The 15,417-nt window shown below is 74.0% G+C and carries 15 protein-coding genes; 5 read left to right on the top strand and 10 right to left on the bottom strand.

Annotated features, from left to right (window positions below; translation table 11 throughout):
- Positions 1-90: sigma factor-like helix-turn-helix DNA-binding protein (locus ACSNOC_RS12105; RefSeq protein ID WP_436747364.1), on the top strand; the 90-nt coding region annotated here is incomplete at its 5' end.
- Between the two features lie 204 nt (positions 91-294).
- Here the strand turns inward: ACSNOC_RS12105 and ACSNOC_RS12100 are convergent.
- The 9 genes from ACSNOC_RS12100 to ACSNOC_RS12060 form a co-directional block, all read right to left on the bottom strand.
- Positions 295-1,167, bottom strand: a complete 873-nt coding sequence (locus ACSNOC_RS12100; RefSeq protein WP_436747362.1) for an HAD family hydrolase — start codon at positions 1,165-1,167, stop codon at positions 295-297.
- The gene (gene serS / locus ACSNOC_RS12095; RefSeq protein WP_436747361.1) at positions 1,164-2,444 is read right to left on the bottom strand and encodes a serine--tRNA ligase; all 1,281 of its coding nucleotides are present in this window, start codon (positions 2,442-2,444) and stop codon (positions 1,164-1,166) included. The genes ACSNOC_RS12100 and serS overlap by 4 nt, the downstream gene beginning before the upstream one ends.
- 445 nt (positions 2,445-2,889) lie before the next feature.
- Positions 2,890-3,834, bottom strand: coding sequence for a prephenate dehydratase (pheA, locus tag ACSNOC_RS12090; protein ID WP_436747360.1), 945 nt, complete (start codon positions 3,832-3,834; stop codon positions 2,890-2,892).
- Between the two features lie 132 nt (positions 3,835-3,966).
- Positions 3,967-5,229 carry an iron uptake transporter deferrochelatase/peroxidase subunit gene (efeB, locus tag ACSNOC_RS12085; protein WP_436747359.1) on the bottom strand — a complete coding sequence of 421 codons (1,263 nt, stop codon included), beginning with the start codon at positions 5,227-5,229 and terminating at the stop codon, positions 3,967-3,969.
- A 6-nt stretch (positions 5,230-5,235) separates the two neighbouring features.
- Positions 5,236-7,221, bottom strand: a complete 1,986-nt coding sequence (locus tag ACSNOC_RS12080) for a copper resistance CopC/CopD family protein (protein ID WP_436747358.1) — start codon at positions 7,219-7,221, stop codon at positions 5,236-5,238.
- A gap of 9 nt (positions 7,222-7,230) precedes the next feature.
- On the bottom strand, positions 7,231-7,710 hold the full coding sequence (locus ACSNOC_RS12075; RefSeq protein WP_436747357.1) for a copper chaperone PCu(A)C: 480 nt from the start codon (positions 7,708-7,710) through the stop codon (positions 7,231-7,233).
- Positions 7,707-8,378 carry an SCO family protein gene (locus tag ACSNOC_RS12070; protein WP_436747356.1) on the bottom strand — a complete coding sequence of 224 codons (672 nt, stop codon included), beginning with the start codon at positions 8,376-8,378 and terminating at the stop codon, positions 7,707-7,709. The genes ACSNOC_RS12075 and ACSNOC_RS12070 overlap by 4 nt, the downstream gene beginning before the upstream one ends.
- Before the next feature lie 85 nt (positions 8,379-8,463).
- The gene (locus tag ACSNOC_RS12065; RefSeq protein ID WP_436747355.1) at positions 8,464-9,210 is read right to left on the bottom strand and encodes a YcnI family copper-binding membrane protein; all 747 of its coding nucleotides are present in this window, start codon (positions 9,208-9,210) and stop codon (positions 8,464-8,466) included.
- Positions 9,211-9,315: 105 nt separating this feature from the next.
- Positions 9,316-10,092 (bottom strand): hypothetical protein, encoded by a 777-nt coding sequence (locus ACSNOC_RS12060; protein WP_436747354.1) that lies wholly within the window; start codon positions 10,090-10,092, stop codon positions 9,316-9,318.
- A 238-nt stretch (positions 10,093-10,330) separates the two neighbouring features.
- Between ACSNOC_RS12060 and ACSNOC_RS12055 the strand changes: the two genes are divergently transcribed.
- The 4 genes from ACSNOC_RS12055 (at position 10,331) to tatA (ending at position 14,502) form a co-directional block, all read left to right on the top strand.
- The gene (locus tag ACSNOC_RS12055) at positions 10,331-10,786 is read left to right on the top strand and encodes an ATP-binding protein (RefSeq protein WP_436747353.1); all 456 of its coding nucleotides are present in this window, start codon (positions 10,331-10,333) and stop codon (positions 10,784-10,786) included.
- A 167-nt stretch (positions 10,787-10,953) separates the two neighbouring features.
- On the top strand, positions 10,954-12,408 hold the full coding sequence (locus tag ACSNOC_RS12050; protein WP_436747352.1) for an aldehyde dehydrogenase family protein: 1,455 nt from the start codon (positions 10,954-10,956) through the stop codon (positions 12,406-12,408).
- A 48-nt stretch (positions 12,409-12,456) separates the two neighbouring features.
- Positions 12,457-13,536, top strand: coding sequence for a zinc-binding dehydrogenase (locus ACSNOC_RS12045; RefSeq protein WP_436747351.1), 1,080 nt, complete (start codon positions 12,457-12,459; stop codon positions 13,534-13,536).
- A 684-nt stretch (positions 13,537-14,220) separates the two neighbouring features.
- Positions 14,221-14,502, top strand: coding sequence for a Sec-independent protein translocase subunit TatA (gene tatA, locus ACSNOC_RS12040; protein WP_436747350.1), 282 nt, complete (start codon positions 14,221-14,223; stop codon positions 14,500-14,502).
- 12 nt (positions 14,503-14,514) lie between these two features.
- On the opposite strand, the gene ACSNOC_RS12035 is transcribed toward tatA, so the two are convergent.
- Positions 14,515-15,240: a DedA family protein gene (locus ACSNOC_RS12035; RefSeq protein ID WP_436747349.1), complete on the bottom strand. Its 726-nt coding sequence runs from the start codon at positions 15,238-15,240 to the stop codon at positions 14,515-14,517.
- Positions 15,241-15,417: the final 177 nt, after the last annotated feature.

Here is a 15,417-nt window from a genome sequence, read left to right as displayed (position 1 = left end):
CTCGCCTACTGGGACGAACTGTCGCACCAGGACATCGCCGTGGTGCTGGGCATCTCGCCCGGCGCCGTCGCCACCCGGCAGGCCCGTTGATCACACCGGGGGACAACCCCACCCGCCGCGCCCACCTTTGCGGCACGCTGGTGGCGATGATGGACGAACGACGAAGCACGCGGCTGCCGGACCGGCCGTCGCCGGGGCGCTGTCCGAGACCGGCCCGTCGTTCACCGTGACACCCCCCCGGCGGCGCGGGTCTGTGCACAGCCTGTGGACAACTCCGCCGGGCCCTGTGAACGGTCAGGCGGACGCGTCCGGCCGGACCGGACGGAGCAAGGGCTCCAGGGTCCGCGCGATGCCGTCCGCGTCGTTGCCGCCGGTGATCTCGTCGGCCACCGCCAGGACCTCGGGGTGCGCGTCCGCCATCGCCACGCCGTGGGCCGCCCATGTGAGCATCGGGATGTCGTTGGGCATGTCCCCGAACGCGATGGTCTCCGACGCCTTCACGCCCAGGCGGCGCGCCGCCAGGGAGAGGCCGGTCGCCTTCGTCAGGCCGAGCGGCAGCATCTCCACCAGGTCGCGGCCCGAGATCACGACCGTCACCGCGGTACCGACCAACGCGCGGGCGGCGGACGCCAGTTCGTCGTCGGACAGGCCGGGGCACTGGACGTACAGCTTGATCAGCGGCTCCGCGAACAGCCGTGTCCGGTCGATCTCCTCGACGGTCAGCGGGGCGCGGTCGGCGCCCCGGAAGCCGCTGTGCACCACCGCCTCGAAGCGGCCGTCCATCACGATCTCGCCGTCCACGCCGTCCCGGTTCGCCGCGACGGCCACCGGCCCGAGACCGGCCTCCAGCCGCTCCACCGCGTGCCGCGCCACCGCGCGGTCCAGCGTCACCGACGTCAGCAGGCGGTGCTCCCCGGCGTGGTAGAGCTGGGCGCCCTGGCCGCAGACGGCCAGCCCCCGGTACCCGAGGTCGTCGAGGATGTGCCGCGTCCCGGCGACGCTCCGGCCCGTGACCACGATGTGCTCCGCGCCCGCCGCCTGCGCGGCGACGAGCGCGTCGCGGGTCCGCTGCGAGATCGTGTCGTCGCTCCGCAGCAGCGTGCCGTCCAGGTCGGTGGCGACCAGGCGGTACGGAAAGCGGTGCGGGAACGACGCCGCGCCGCTCACTTGGCCACCGGCTCCAGCACCTCGCGTCCGCCCAGGTACGGTCGCAGCACCGCCGGGACCCGGACGGATCCGTCGGCCTGCTGGTGGTTCTCCAGGAGCGCCACGATCGTGCGCGGCACCGCGCACAGCGTGCCGTTCAGCGTCGCCAGCGGGCGCACCCCGGCGTCCTTGGTCCGCATCCGGACCGCCAGCCGCCGCGCCTGGAACTCCCCGCAGTTCGACGTGGAGGTCAGCTCCCGGTACTTGCCCTGCGTGGGGATCCACGCCTCGCAGTCGAACTTCCTGGCCGCCGACGCCCCCAGGTCGCCACTGGCCACGTCGATCACCCGGAACGGCAGCTCCAGCGACGTCAGCCACTGCTTCTCCCACTCCAGCAGCCGCGCCAGCTCCGCCTCCGCGTCCTCGGGGGCGACGTAGGAGAACATCTCCACCTTGTCGAACTGGTGCACACGGAAGATGCCCCGGGTGTCCTTGCCGTACGACCCGGCCTCGCGGCGGAAGCACGGCGAGAAGCCGGCGTAGCGCAGCGGGAGCTGGTCGGCGTCCAGGATCTCGTCCATGTGGTAGGCGGCGAGCGGCACTTCGGACGTCCCGACCAGGTAGAAGTCGTCCTTCTCCAGGTGGTACACGTCCTGCGCGGCCTGGCCCAGGAAGCCGGTGCCCTCCATGGCGCGCGGCTTCACCAGCGCGGGCGTCAGCATCGGGACGAACCCGGCCGCGGTCGCCTGCGCGATCGCCGCGTTGACCAGGGCCAGCTCCAGCAGGGCGCCGGCGCCGGTCAGGTAGTAGAAGCGGGAGCCGGACACCTTCGCGCCGCGCTCGGTGTCGATCGCGCCGAGGATGTGGCCGAGGTCGAGGTGGTCCCTCGGCGTGAAGCCCTCCGCCGCGAAGTCGCGGATGGTGCCGTGGGTCTCGCGGACGACGAAGTCGTCCTCGCCGCCCACCGGGACGTCCGGGTGCACGATGTTGCCGAGCTGGAGCAGCAGCCGCTGGGCCTCGGCCGCCGCCTCGTCGCGCTCGGCGTCGGCGGCCTTCACGGCGGCGGCCAGCTCGCCGGCGCGGGCCAGCAGCGCGGCCTTCTCGTCGCCCTCGGCGCGCGGGACGCGCTTGCCGAGCTGCTTCTGCTCGGCGCGCAACTCGTCGAAGCGGGAACTGGACGACCGGCGCCGCTCGTCGGCGGAGATCAGGGCGTCGACGATGCCGATGTCCTCTCCACGGGCGCGCTGCGAGGCGCGCACACGGTCGGGGTCCTCACGGAGCAGGCGAAGGTCAATCACGGACCCAGGCTACCGGGGCGCGTCCGGGCGGTTGAATCGGAAAAGCCCGGGGTGGCTTTTGAGGGGATTTGCCGGAAAGGGGCCTGTGGAGAAATCCACAGGTCAGGGGGCACGTCCGGGAAGTTATCCACAGGCCGGCGGGGGGCTGTGGATGACGCGGTGGACGAATCCGGGGCGCCGGGCGGTGCGGCGGATAATTCCCCGTTCAAACCCGCCTCACACGCACTTCCGGAGGAAATTCCGTCACGCGCACGGGGTACGCCGTGCGCGTGGGGTGACGAATCCGGATCACTCCCCCTGTGGACGTCTTCCTGGCCATAGAGGGCATATGTCGATGATGTCCGAATCGGGATGTCGACTTATGCACAGGCACGCAGCGTGCCCTGTGGATAACTTTCCGGACATCGCACGGCCCGTCAGATGCCACCCCCGGGCCCCCGCCCGTTCAGCTCCCGAGACCGCCCGGCCTGCCGTCCAGGCAGCGCGTCAGCCAGTCCGCCGCGCGCAGGAAATCGGCGTCCGCCGTGCCCGTGCGCACCGTCGGCTCCACGTGGTCGTGGCGCGGATACGACCCCAGATACCGCACGTCCGCGCACAGCCGCTTGAGCCCCATCAGCGCCTCACCGACCCGCCGCTCCGAGATGTGCCCCTCGCAGTCCACCGAGAAGCTGTACTGCCCGATGCCCTTGCCCGTGGGCCGCGACTCGATCCGGACCAGGTTCACGCCGCACGTCGCGTACTCCTGGAGCACCTCCAGCAGCGCGCCCGGGTGGTCGGCGCGCAGCCACAGCACCACCGACGTCTTGTCCGCGCCCGTCGGTGCCGCCGGCCGGGCCGGGCGGCCCACCAGCACGAACCGCGTGGTCGCGTTGTGCGCGTCGTGGATGTCGGTCACCAGCGGTTCGAGACCGTACGTCGCGGCGGCGAACTCCCCCGCGAAGGCCGCGTCGTACCGCCCCTCCCGCACCAGCCGCGCGCCGTCCGCGTTGGACAGCGCCGACTCCCACTGCGCCTCCGGCAGGAAACGCTCCAGCCAGCCCCGCACCTGCGGCTGCGCGATCGGGTGACCCGTCACCGTCTTGATGTTCTCGATCGTCGTGCCCGGCCGGACCAGCAGCGCGAACGCGATCGGCAGCAGCACCTCGCGGTAGATCATCAGCGGCTCGCCCGAGGCCAGCTCGTCCACGGTGGCGGAGACGCCGCCCTCCACCGAGTTCTCGATGGGGACCAGGGCGCCGGCCGCCTCGCCGGAGCGCACGGCGTCGAGCGCGACGGGCACGGAGATCATGGGCACCAGCTCGCGCGTCGCCGCCTCGGGGAGCGTGCGGAGCGCGGCTTCGGTGAAGGTCCCCTCGGGGCCGAGATACGTATAACGGCTTGCGGCTGTCATGGCGCAACGGTAGCCCCGCCGGTCGCGTACCGTGCCCGCCGTCTCAGGTTCTGAACCGTTCGCTTCTCCGCTCACGCGGCGAGCGCGCGGCTCGTGCGACCACCCGCGGCCCGGCTGCCGCGCGCACGCCGCTCACCGGCCTTCGAGCAGGGCCTGACCGACGTACTCCCCTTCCGCCGCGCCGCCCGGGACGGCGAACAGGCCGGTGGCCTCGTGACGGATGAACGGCGAGAGCGCGTCGCCCCGGTCCAGCTTCCGCTGCACGGGGACGAAGCCGCGCAGCGGATCGGCCTGCCAGGCGAGGAACAGCAGTCCGGCGTCCGGGCTGCCGTCGTCCAGGAAGCCGTCGTGGAACGAGAACGGGCGGCGCAGCATCGCGGCCCCGCCGTTCGACTCGGGGGCGGTGACGCGGACGTGGGCGTTGGCGGCGATGACCGGTGTGCCGTCGGGGCCGGTGGCGGCCAGGTCGACGGGGGTCGTCTCGTCGTCGCCGGTCAGCGGCGCGCCGTCGGCCTTGCGGCGGCCTATGACGCGCTCCTGCTCCTCGGTCGGCAGCGCCTCCCAGTCGTCCAGCAGCATGCGGATGCGGCGGAAGACGACGTAGGAACCGCCCGCCATCCAGGCGGGGTCGCCGCCGGCCGGGACGAAGATCCGTTCCTCGAAGTCGTCGTCGCCGGGCTGGGGGTTGTTGGTGCCGTCGAGCTGCCCCATGAGGTTGCGGGTGGTCATGGGGTGGGCGGTGGCGCCCGGGCTGCGGTTGAAGCCGGTCATCTGCCAGCGCAGGGCGGCGGTCTCGTCGGCGGCGCGGTGCAGCGCGCGCAGGGCGTGGAACGCGACGAGGGCGTCGTCGGCGCCGATCTGGACCCACAGGTCGCCGTGCGAGCGGCGCTCGTCGATCGCGTCGCCCGAGAAGCGCGGCAGCGGGTCGAGCGCGGCGGGACGGTGGTCGGTGAGGCCGGTGGCGTCGAAGAAGCTGTTGCCGAAGCCGAACGTGACGGTGAGGGAGGACGGCCCGGCGTCGCGGGCGACGGCGGTGTCGGTGGCGTTGCCGGGCGGGCGGCCGGCCATGAGGTCGGCGGCGAGGGCGGACCAGCGGCGCATCAGCGCGGCGGTCTCGCGGCGGCCGGAGGCCGGGGCGAGGTCGAACGCGGCGAGATGGCCGTGGGCCTGCATGGGGGTGGTGATGCCGGGCTGGTGCGTGCCGTGGAAGGGCACGGCGGTGCTGCCGAGGGTGCTCAGGGGCGGTCCCTGGTCCTTGGCGGTGGCGGCGGAGTGGGCCAGGGCGCCGGTGGTGGTGCCGACGGCGAGCCCGGCGGCGCCGGCCGTTCCGGCGGAGGTGAGGAGGCGGCGGCGGGAGAGGGACGGGCGGTCGGGGGGTTCAGTCTGTCCGGTCATCTTCGTTCACTTGACGGTGAGGGTGGCGGTCTCGGTCACCTGGTCGATGTCCGAGGTGCGGAGGGTGAGGGCGAGTTCCCACTCGCCGGGGCGGGGGAGGGCGAGGCCGGTGACGGTCCACTGGCCGGTGTCGGTCTGGACCGGGTCGTGGCGCAGCGGGCCGAGGTCCTCGGCGGGGAGGGTGAACGCGACACCGACCTCGGCGGCCCGGGCGGGGCGGCCCTCGGGGTCGGTGAGGTGGATCTGGAGGGTGTTGTCGCCGGTGCTGAGGGCCGGGGAGAGCTCGACCCGGGCGGTGCCCCGGCCGGCCTCGCCGCCGGTGTCGTAGGGGATCTCGACGGAGACCGGCTCGTTCGTCGCCGGTGCCGTGGGCGCCGGCTGGGCCTCGGCCTCCAGCGCGGTGTGGGCCGGGGTGGTGCCGCTGAGCCAGGTGGCGACGGCGAGGAGGACGGCGGCGATGGCGGCCTCGGCGAGAACGGAGCGGCGCAGGGCGGCGCGCCGCGGGTCGGCGTCGCGGGCCTTGCGGCGGCGCGCCCGGTCGACGGCGGCGCGCTGGCGGGCGAGCTGCCGGGCCCGGCCGGGATCGGTTTCCGGCCCGGGGCCCGGCGCCGTTTCCGCCTCCGGCTCGGCTGCGACGGCTGCCACGGCTGCGACCGGTGCGACCGGTGCGACCGGTGCGACCGGTGCGACGGCTGCGACGGGTGCCGTCTCGGCGTCCGTGTCCGCGAGGCGGGCCGTCCAGCGGCGTGAGGTCCAGGCCACGCCCAGCAGCACGCCGACCAGCCCGACCTTGAGCAGCAGCAGCTTCCCGTACTGGGTGTCGGTGAGCGCCGTCCAGGACCAGCCGACCTGCCGCCACGCCTGGTAGAGGCCGGTGACGGTCAGGACGGTCACGCTGATCAGGGCCAGCCGCGAGAAGCGGCGGACGGCGGCGCGCGGCAGGGCGGGCCCGGTGTGGAGGAGGGTGAGCAGGGTGGCGAGCCCGCCGAGCCAGGCGGCGACGGCCAGGAGGTGGAGGACGTCGGCGGGGATGGCGACGACGGTCTGGCGGCCGGTGGAGGCGTGTTCGGACATCGCCCAGGTGGCGGCCACGCCGATGGCCAGGATGACGCCGCCGAGCGAGAGACCGAAGGTGAGGTCGCGGACGTCGGCGTCGTGCTCCTCGTCCCGCTGGTCGCGAGGCGTGGTGACGAGCCGCGCGTAGCCGCCGTGCAGCAGCGCGATGAGCAGCCCGGCGGAGGCGAGCATCAGCAGCCGGGTGACCAGGGCCGTTCCGGTCTTGGTGTCGATGACGTCGCGCAGGCCCCCGAGGTCGAAGGCGTCGGCCAGGCGGCCGGTGGTGGTGTAGGGCGTGCGCAGCAGGAGCAGCGCGAGGGTGGCGGCGGTGACGGTGGTCCAGCCGGTGAGGGTGACGCGCTGGACGGCGGGCGCGGCGGCGGCCTCCCGGTGGCAGAGCAGGACGAACGCGCAGGCCCCGGCCAGCAGCAGGAAACCGGCGTAGGCGGCGTACCGGCCCGCGTCGTAGAGGAGCCCGACCGCGCCCTCGCCCACGGCCTGGTCGGGGAGCTGGACGGTGGTGGCGGAGGGCGCGCCGATGGAGAACGTGAACGCGCCGGAGATCGGGTGGCTGTCGGCGGACACGGCCTGCCAGGCCACGGTGTAGGTGCCGTCGCCGAGGTCCCGGCGGAGGGCGACGGCGTGGCTGGTGCCGCCCTCGTCGGTCACGTCGCCGGTGTCGACACGTTCGCCGGTGGGGTCGAGGACGCGGATGGCGTCGCGGGGCAGGGCCACCTCCTCGGAGAAGGTGAGGGTGACCCGCTGCGGTGCCGTGGCCACCACCTCCCCGTCCGCCGGGGTGCTGCCGGAGAGCGAGGCGTGCGCGGCGGCGGGCGTGGCGCCGAGCAGCAGCGTGGCGAGCGCCGCGACGGCGATCACCAGCAGCGCCACGGCCGGTGAGCGGCGGCGGAGGGCGGGGGCGGCGGTCGTGGTCATGGCTGGGGGTCACTCCCCGGTGTGGGTGGCGGCTTCGACCGGCACGTCGAGGGTGATCGGATCCGAGGTCTCGAAGCGGAGTTCGACGGCCACGGTGTCGCCTTCGACCGGCTTGTGGGTCAGGTCGAGGAACATCAGATGGTTGCCGCCGCGGGACAGGTCGAGGCGTCCGTGGGCGGGGATGGGGAGGGATTCCACCGGGCGCATGGCGTTGTCGACGGTCTCGTGGATCTCGACCGTGCCGGCGATGTCGCTGCTGGCGGAGACGAGGGCGTCGGCGGTGCCGCCGGTGTTCTCGACGGTGAGGAACCCGCCGGCCATGGCGTCGGTGGGGGGCTCGGGGATGTAGGCGCCGGTCGCGGCCAGTTCGGGACCGCCACCGGCGTTTCCGGTGTCCTCGGTGCCGTCTCCGCAGGCACCGAGGATCAGGGTGAACGCGAGGGCGGCGGTGGCCGCCGCCGCGCGGACCCGGGTCCCGGCCGCCGTCACGGCAGCTCCCCGGCCAGGAGCTTCGGCAGGTCCCGCTCGAAGGTCTCGGCGGTGACTCCCTCGGTGTAGACGACGTGGGCCCTGTCGTCGGTGGGGAGGAAGGCGATGACCTGGGTGCCGTGGGTCGAGACGATGTCGCCGTTCTCGTCCTCGTACGACGGCTCGATGTGCACGCCGAGGGAGCGCGCGGCCTCCTGGACGGTCGCGAAGTCGCCGGTGAGACCGGTGAATCCGGGGTCCTGGGCCTGGAGCCACGCGCCGAGCGACTCGGGGGTGTCGCGCTCGGGGTCGGTGGTGACGAAGACGACGCGCAGGTCGGCGCGCTGCTCCTCGGTGAGGGAGGCGGCGGCGACGGCGATGTTGCTCATGGTGAGCGGGCAGATGTCGGGGCAGTGGGTGTAGCCGAAGTACAGCAGGGTGGCGTGCCCGGCGGTCTCGGCGGCGAAGTCGTAGGGCTCGCCGTGGGTGTCGGTGAGGACGAGTTCCGGCTTGTCGAAGGGCTGGTCGAGGACGGTGCCCTCGTCCTCGGTGCCGCCGCCGGAGACCTCGGCGGCCGGGCTGTCGTGTTCGTGGTCGGCGCCGTCGTCCCCGCTGTCGCTGCCGCAGGCCGCCAGGGCGAGGGCGGTGGCGGCGGCGACGAGGGCGGTGCTGATGCTGCGCAGGTGCATGGTGAGGTTCGGTTTCCGGGGTTGGGGGGTGAGGTGGGGCCGGTGCGGGGCGGACCGGTGACGGTCGGTCCGCCCCGCGACCGGGTTACGGCTCGGTGGAACGGCGGCGGCCGGCGAGGACGCCGAACGCGACACCGGCCACGCCGACGGCGATGCCGACGCCCGCCAGGACGCGGGCGGTGGTGTCGGTCGCGGCGTCGGAGTCGTCGTCCGCGGCGGCGGCCGTTCCGTCGTCGTCGCCGTCCTCCGCCGCGTGCCCGTCGTCCTCGGTGTCGCCGCCGTGGCCGTCGTCGCCGCCGGGGGTGAGGGCGAGCACGGCCGCCGGGTGCTCGGGCTCGGGCTCGCCCTCGACGGGCTCCTCGATCCAGCGCACGACCTCGTCGTTGTCGTAGGTCTGGATCGCCTTGAACAGGAGCTGCTCGGTGTCCTCCGGCAGCGGTCCCACCGAGAGCGGGAACTGCTGGAACTGGCCCGGCGCGATCTCGCCGCCCGTCCACGTGATGACGCTGGGCGCCTCGGTGATCTCGGTGCCGTGGACCTCCACCGGCTCCGCCAGCTCCGCCGTCTCGACCTCGACCTCCCAGCCGGGCACGGGCTGCGGCTGCACGGAGGCCAGCGGGTGCTCGGGGTCGAGGTGGACTTCCAGGCGGACGGTGGAGGCGTTGTCCCGCTCGTTGGGGACCTTCATGTAGATCGTGCTGTAGCTGCCCTGCTCGACCTCGTCGGGGTCGATGCCGACGTGGGCCGAGGCGCCGGGCGCGGTGAACGCGAGGAAGGCCCCGGCGGTCAGGGCGGTGACGGCGGAGCAGGCGGCGACGCGCGTGCGGGTCATGAAAGCACTCCCCAGTGAGTGTGGTGGATGAAAGGGAAGTCGAGCGCGCGGCGACAGGCGCACTCGTCCCCTTCGTTCCGGTCCGTGCCGGGCGGGGGAGTGCGCTCAGGCCGCGAGAGCCAGGCGGTGTGCCGCGGACGCGGACGGCGGGCCGCGCCGGGCGACGGCGCGCGCGAGCACGGTGCCGCGCGGCGGGGGCAGCAGCGCGCGGTCGGCGCGCGGCGGTAGGGGCTGCTCGGGAACGTGCGCCCGCGGGCCGCCGCCGTACAGGACGCGGGTCAGGCCGAGGGCGCGCCGCAGCGGCGGCAGGTGGGTGGTGGAGAGCCGGACGAGCTGCCACAGGGCGGCCTCGCCGCGCCGCAGCAGCCAGCCGGCGGCGAGGGCGGCGAGCAGGTGGCCCAGCAGCATCGGCCAGGAGGCCAGGGAGGCGATGGCGTCGGTGAGGCAGGCCCGGCCGCCGACGGGCGGCGGGGAGGCGGCGTGGGCCGTGTGGCCGCCGTGCGGGTCCAGGCCGGCGGCCCGGAGGATGCCGACGGCCTCGGCCTCGGTCAGCGTCGCGGCGTGGTCGTCGCAGACCAGCCGGGTGGCCAGGTCGATCGGTCCGCCGCCGTGGCCGTTCCCGCTGCCGCCGGTGACCAGCGTGCCGTGCTGGCCGAGGTGGTACAGGACGTGGAGGGCGAGCTGCGCGGCGGCGAGGGTGGCGGCGAGCGCGGGGGCCGACCGGCGCTCGCGCCCGGCGAGCGGCAGGGCGACGGCGAAGGCGGCGGTCCAGCCGGCGCACAGGATCCACGGCGGGACGCCGGAGCCGGTGGCGGTCAGGTGCCCGGCGGCGGCCAGCGTGGCGCAGGCCGCGGCGAAGACCGCGGCTCGCAGCAGTCGCATATCGGCTCCGGCACGCATGGCGGCGTCATCATCTCACCGCCCGTCGGCTTGGCAAGGCACCGGGGGCCCGGCCTCGTACGGAAGTGCGGACAATCACCCTCACCGGAGAATGGCTATATCGACTCAAACCCACTGATGCATCCGCCGAACGGGGGGTGTTGGGTCAACCCGACGCTTACGGTCCGCAGTGGAAGGCAATACCTAGAGATATGTCAAGCCGCGGCCAGGAGGCTGGAGCATGAGCATCTGGTGGTCTCTCCAACTGCGGCGGGAAGCGGCCAGCGTCCCGCTCGCCCGCCGGCTTCTGCTCGGCGCGATGGAGACCGCCGGGGTGGACGCGGACATCTCCCACGAGCTGAGCGTCGCGCTGTCGGAGGCGTGTTCCAACGCGGTGCAGCACGGCGGGGACCGCTCCGAGGTGTACCGGGTGACGGCGTCGATCCACGGGGACGTGTGCCGGATCGAGGTGACGGACACCGGGCCGGGTTTCCCGGCGGGGGCGACCATTCCGCTGGTCGGGCGGCGCGAGCCGAGCCAGCCGCGCGAGCTGTCGGTGGGCGGGCGCGGGCTGCGGCTGATCGAGGCGCTGTCGGACCGGGTCCGCTTCGACAACCAGCCGGGGGCGGGCGGGGCGATCGTGACGTTCGACAAAGTGCTCAAATGGCGCGAGGGCGCGCTGCTCAAGGCATCCTGAGGTCCGGTGCCCGCGCCCGCGCGGCGCGCGGGGTGAGCCGGATCACTGTCCGGGGCGCTTGTCCCCATGACGGCATCCGCATTTAACTAGCGTTGCTAATTTGTGGCGCGGACGCCGGAACGATGGCGACGACGACCGGACGACCGGGACAGAGCGGAGCGACACGCATGCAGGCTCACCAAGGGCACTACATCGACGGCGCCTGGCGCCCGGCCGCCTCAGCCTCCGCCTCCGCCTCCGGCCCCGGCCCCGGCTCCGGGGACGTCATCGAGGTGGTCAACCCGGCCACCGAAGAGGTCATCGCCACCGTCCCGGCCGGGACCGCCGAGGACGTCGACGCGGCCGTCGCCGCCGCCCGTTCCGCCGCCGGGGCCTGGCGCGCGACCTCGCGCGACGAGCGGCTCGCCGCCCTGACCCGCCTGCGCGACGGGCTCGCCGCGCAGCAGGACGAGATCAGCGCGACCGTGCTGGCCGAGCTGGGCTCGCCCCTCCGGCTCGCGCGGGCGCTGCACAGCACAGTGCCGGTCGCGGTCACCACGTCCGTGCTGGAGGTGCTGGCCGAGTTCCCCTTCCAGGAGAAGGTGGGGAACTCGACGGTGTACCTGGAGCCCGCCGGCGTCGTCGGCGCGATCACCCCGTGGAACTACCCGCTGCACCAGATCGTCGCCAAGGTCGTGCCCGCGCTCGCCGCGGGCTGCCCGGTGGTCCTCAAGCCCGCCGAGAACACGCCGCTGACCGCCCAGCTCTTCGCCGAGATCGTGCACCACGCGGGCCTGCCGGCCGGCACGTTCAACCTGGTGACCGGCCACGGCACGGTGGTCGGCGCCGCGCTGGCCGAGCACGAGGGCGTGGACGTCGTCTCGTTCACCGGCTCCACCGCCGTCGGCCGCCGCATCGGCGCCGCCGCGGGCCGGGGCGTCAAGCGTGTCTCCCTGGAGCTGGGCGGCAAGTCGGCCAACGTCATCCTGCCCGGCGCCGACCTGGCCACGGCGGTGAAGGTCGGCGTCGGCAACGCCTTCCTCAACGCCGGGCAGACGTGCAGCGCCTGGACCCGGATGCTGGTCAGCGAGGCGGACTACGACGAGGCCGTCGCGCTCGCCGCCAAGACCGCCGAGCGGTACGCGCCGGGCGACCCCGCCAACCCCTCGACCCGCCTCGGCCCGCTGGTCAGCGCCGTGCAGCGGGAGCGGGTGCGGGACTACATCGGGACCGGCATCGCGGAGGGCGCGCGGCTGGTGACGGGCGGCGCCGACGCGCCCGAGGGCCTGGACGTGGGCTTCTACGTGCGGCCGACGGTCTTCGCGGACGTCGAGCCCGGCATGACCATCGCCCAGGAGGAGATTTTCGGCCCGGTGCTGTCGATCATGCGGTACCGGGACAAGGAGCACGCCCTGGAGATCGCCAACGGCACCGCCTACGGCCTGTCCGGCGGCGTCTGGGCGGCGGACCCGGCCGAGGCCGCCGCGTTCGCCCGGCAGATGGAGGCCGGGCAGGTCGACATCAACGGCGGCGCGTTCAACCCGGCCGCCCCGTTCGGCGGGTACAAGGACTCGGGCGTGGGTCGCGAGCTGGGCCGGTTCGGTCTGGAGGAGTTCCTCCAGACGCAGTCCCTGCAATTCTGAGCATTCCGCTTCCCGCCGCCCCGCTTCCGACGAATCGAGGAACACCCGATGGTCCAGGCCGTCCTGCTGCCCGCCGTGGGCGCCCCGCTGGAGCTCGTCGACATCGCGCTGCCCGAGCCGGGGCCCGGCCAGGTGCGGGTGAAGCTCGCCGCCGCCGGGGTGTGCCACTCCGACCTGTCCCTGGCCAGGGGTGTGCTGCGGGCCGTCGCCCCGGTGGTGCTCGGGCACGAGGGCGCGGGCACCGTGGTCGCGGTCGGGGAGGGCGTCGAGGCGGTCCGGCCGGGCGACGCCGTTCTGCTCAACTGGGCGCCCGCGTGCGGGAGTTGTCACCTGTGCGGGCTGGGCGAGCCGTGGCTGTGCGAGCACGCCCTGGACAGCGCGGCGACCCCGTACGCCACGCTGGCCGACGGCACGGCGGTCTACCCCGGCCTGGGCACCGGCGCGTTCGCGGAGGAGACGGTCGTCGCGGAGCGCGCGGTGCTGCCGCTGCCGCCCGGCGTGCCGCTGACGACCGCCGCCCTGCTGGGCTGCGCGGTGCTCACCGGCTACGGCGCCGTCCACAACGCGGCCCGAGTGCGCGCCGGCGAGTCGGTCGTGGTCTACGGCCTCGGCGGCGTCGGCCTGTCGGTGCTCCAGTCCGCGCGGATCGCCGGGGCCGACCCGATCATCGCGGTCGACGTCTCGGCGGAGAAGGAGGAGCTGGCGCTGCGCCACGGCGCGACCGCGTTCGTGCGCGCCGACGACCAGACGGCGAGGGCGGTGCGCAAGCTGACGGGCGGCTACGGCGCCGACCACGCCATCGAGTGCGTCGGCCGCGCCGACGTGATCCGCACCGCCTGGTCCTCGACCCGCAGGGGCGGCCACACCACGGTCGTCGGGGTGGGCGGCAAGGACGACAAGCTGTCGCTCTCCGCGATGGAGATCTTCCACTTCGCCCGCACCCTGTCCGGCTGCGTCTTCGGCAACGGCGACCCGGCCCACGACGTCCCGATCCTGGCCGACCTGGTCCGCGCCGAACGCCTCGACCTCGACGCCCTGGTCACCGACCGGATCGGCCTGGACGGCGTGGAGGAGGCGTTCACCCGCATGTCGGCCGGCCAGGGCGGTCGCTCGCTGGTCGTCTTCTGAGCCACCGCGGGAGGTGCCCCGGGTCCCCCCTTCGCCGGATCTTCGCGGGGCCATGACGCTCCCCCGGCCACGGCCGTCCCTTCCCGGACGCGGGCCGGGGAGGCCGGGAGGTGCCCGCACCGTACGGGCCGCGTCCCGGCGCCGTGCCGACCGGGCGCCCGGGGGCGCCTCCCGGGCTCCCGAAGCGCCCGGGGGAGACGCGGACCGATCCATCCCCCGACGGACGCCGGGAGAGGCACCCCTCCGGCCGTGACCGAAGGCGATGCCCAGCCCCCTTGTGTGCCGGTGCGGCATGGCCGCCGCCCCGCTCCCGTAGGCGTCCGGGAAAGCGGGGATCGACGGCCGTCCGGACGCTCCGCGACGCGCGTCGGGGCCCCGCGCGCCCGCCGGGGTGCCTCCCGGGTCGCGGTGGGCGGACCCCCGGGAACGACGCGGTTCCCGGCCCGGCGACGCGATTTCCGTGTGCTCGCCGCGTGGACGCGCGCGGCCCCGCGTGCCCCGGCGGCGGGCCTCACCGAAGCCCCGGCCCGGGAAACCGCACACGCGATTCGTATCGTTTTATCCGACTTTGCCCCGGCCGGGCCCCGGTGTATTGGCCGTGGATTTGTGTCATCTTTACCTGAGGCGCGTTACCGTGGCGCCTGATATGGGACGTTCGGAAGCGTTCCCCTGGAGGTGGAAGTCATGGGTCAGATCGGTGCGAGGGAGCTCATCCTCCTTGCCATCGTCGTGCTGCTCGTCTTCGGGGCGAAGCGGCTGCCCGACATCGCCCGCTCGCTGGGCAAGTCCGCGCGCATCCTCAAGAGCGAGACGGCGGCCATGAAGGCCGAGAGCGCGACCGCGGCTCCGCCGAAGGGCGACGAGCCGCAGGCGCCGCAGGCCGCCAAGACCATCCAGGCCGCCCCGGGCGACGTGACCAGCGCCCGGCCGGTCGAGGAGCCGCGGCCAGCTCAGCAGCAGAGCTGAGGTCCGGAGACCTCAGCGGTTGGCGTCCCGCCCCTGGCCCGTGGTGGCCTGGGGCGGTTCGGCGTTCCCCGGACCGGCCGGGTCGGCCGCGCCGGCCGCGGCGGCCTTCCGCTGCCCCGCGCGCCGGGCCCGCAGGTACTCGACCACGAGCGGCACCACCGACAGCAGCACGATCAGGATCAGGATCAGCTCGATGTGCTCGCGCACGAAGTCGATCTGGCCGAGCGCCGCACCGAGCAGGGGCAGCCCCGCGCCCCAGAGCACGCCGCCGAGGACGTTGAAGATGACGAACGTGCGGTAGTTCATCCGGCAGACGCCCGCGATGATCGGCGTGAACGTCCGCACGATCGGCACGAAGCGGGCCAGCACCAGCGACTTCGCGCCGTGCTTCTCGAAGAACTCGTGGGCCTTCTCCACGTTCTCCTGCTTGAACAGCCGCGAGTCCGGCCGGGTGAACAGCGCGGGGCCCACCTTGCGGCCGAAGAGATAGCCCACCTGGTCCCCGAGGATGGCGGCCACCGCGATCAGCACGCACACCAGCCACAGCGGATAGTGCAGGTACTCGTCGGCGGAGACCAGCAGCCCGGTCGTGAACAGCAGCGAGTCGCCCGGCAGGAAGAAGCCGATCAGCAGGCCCGACTCGGCGAAGACGACGGCGAGGATGCCGACCAGACCGAAGGCCTCGATGAGCTGCTCGGGGTCCAGCCAACTGGGACCGAGGGCGAGAGAATCCGTCAAGAGAACCCCAAGGGCGCGGGCGGAGGTGTCCGGTCAGGCTATCAACCCCCATGGTGCCGCCTCTTCTTCGCCGGATCCGGCGCGATCGGGGAAAGCCCGGAAAGGTCTGCAACATCTTCCCGGTCCCACCGCATCGATAGGAGTGACGGGGGACACCGCGGAACCGACGGCGGTGGG

The organism is Streptomyces sp. URMC 129, assembly GCF_051386415.1.
Lineage (GTDB): Bacteria > Actinomycetota > Actinomycetes > Streptomycetales > Streptomycetaceae > Streptomyces.
The sequence above is the reverse complement of the archived record's forward strand: the minus strand, read 5'-3'. Positions and strand labels throughout refer to the sequence as shown.

Coding starts and splice junctions, on each gene's coding strand:
- pheA (WP_436747360.1), bottom strand. CDS start 3,834: ATGACAGCCGCAAGCCGTTATACGTATCTCGGCCCCGAGGGGACCTTC.
- efeB (WP_436747359.1), bottom strand. CDS start 5,229: ATGACCGGACAGACTGAACCCCCCGACCGCCCGTCCCTCTCCCGCCGC.
- ACSNOC_RS12080 (WP_436747358.1), bottom strand. CDS start 7,221: ATGACCACGACCGCCGCCCCCGCCCTCCGCCGCCGCTCACCGGCCGTG.
- ACSNOC_RS12070 (WP_436747356.1), bottom strand. CDS start 8,378: ATGCACCTGCGCAGCATCAGCACCGCCCTCGTCGCCGCCGCCACCGCC.
- ACSNOC_RS12065 (WP_436747355.1), bottom strand. CDS start 9,210: ATGACCCGCACGCGCGTCGCCGCCTGCTCCGCCGTCACCGCCCTGACC.
- ACSNOC_RS12060 (WP_436747354.1), bottom strand. CDS start 10,092: ATGCGACTGCTGCGAGCCGCGGTCTTCGCCGCGGCCTGCGCCACGCTG.
- ACSNOC_RS12055 (WP_436747353.1), top strand. CDS start 10,331: ATGAGCATCTGGTGGTCTCTCCAACTGCGGCGGGAAGCGGCCAGCGTC.
- ACSNOC_RS12050 (WP_436747352.1), top strand. CDS start 10,954: ATGCAGGCTCACCAAGGGCACTACATCGACGGCGCCTGGCGCCCGGCC.
- ACSNOC_RS12045 (WP_436747351.1), top strand. CDS start 12,457: ATGGTCCAGGCCGTCCTGCTGCCCGCCGTGGGCGCCCCGCTGGAGCTC.
- tatA (WP_436747350.1), top strand. CDS start 14,221: ATGGGTCAGATCGGTGCGAGGGAGCTCATCCTCCTTGCCATCGTCGTG.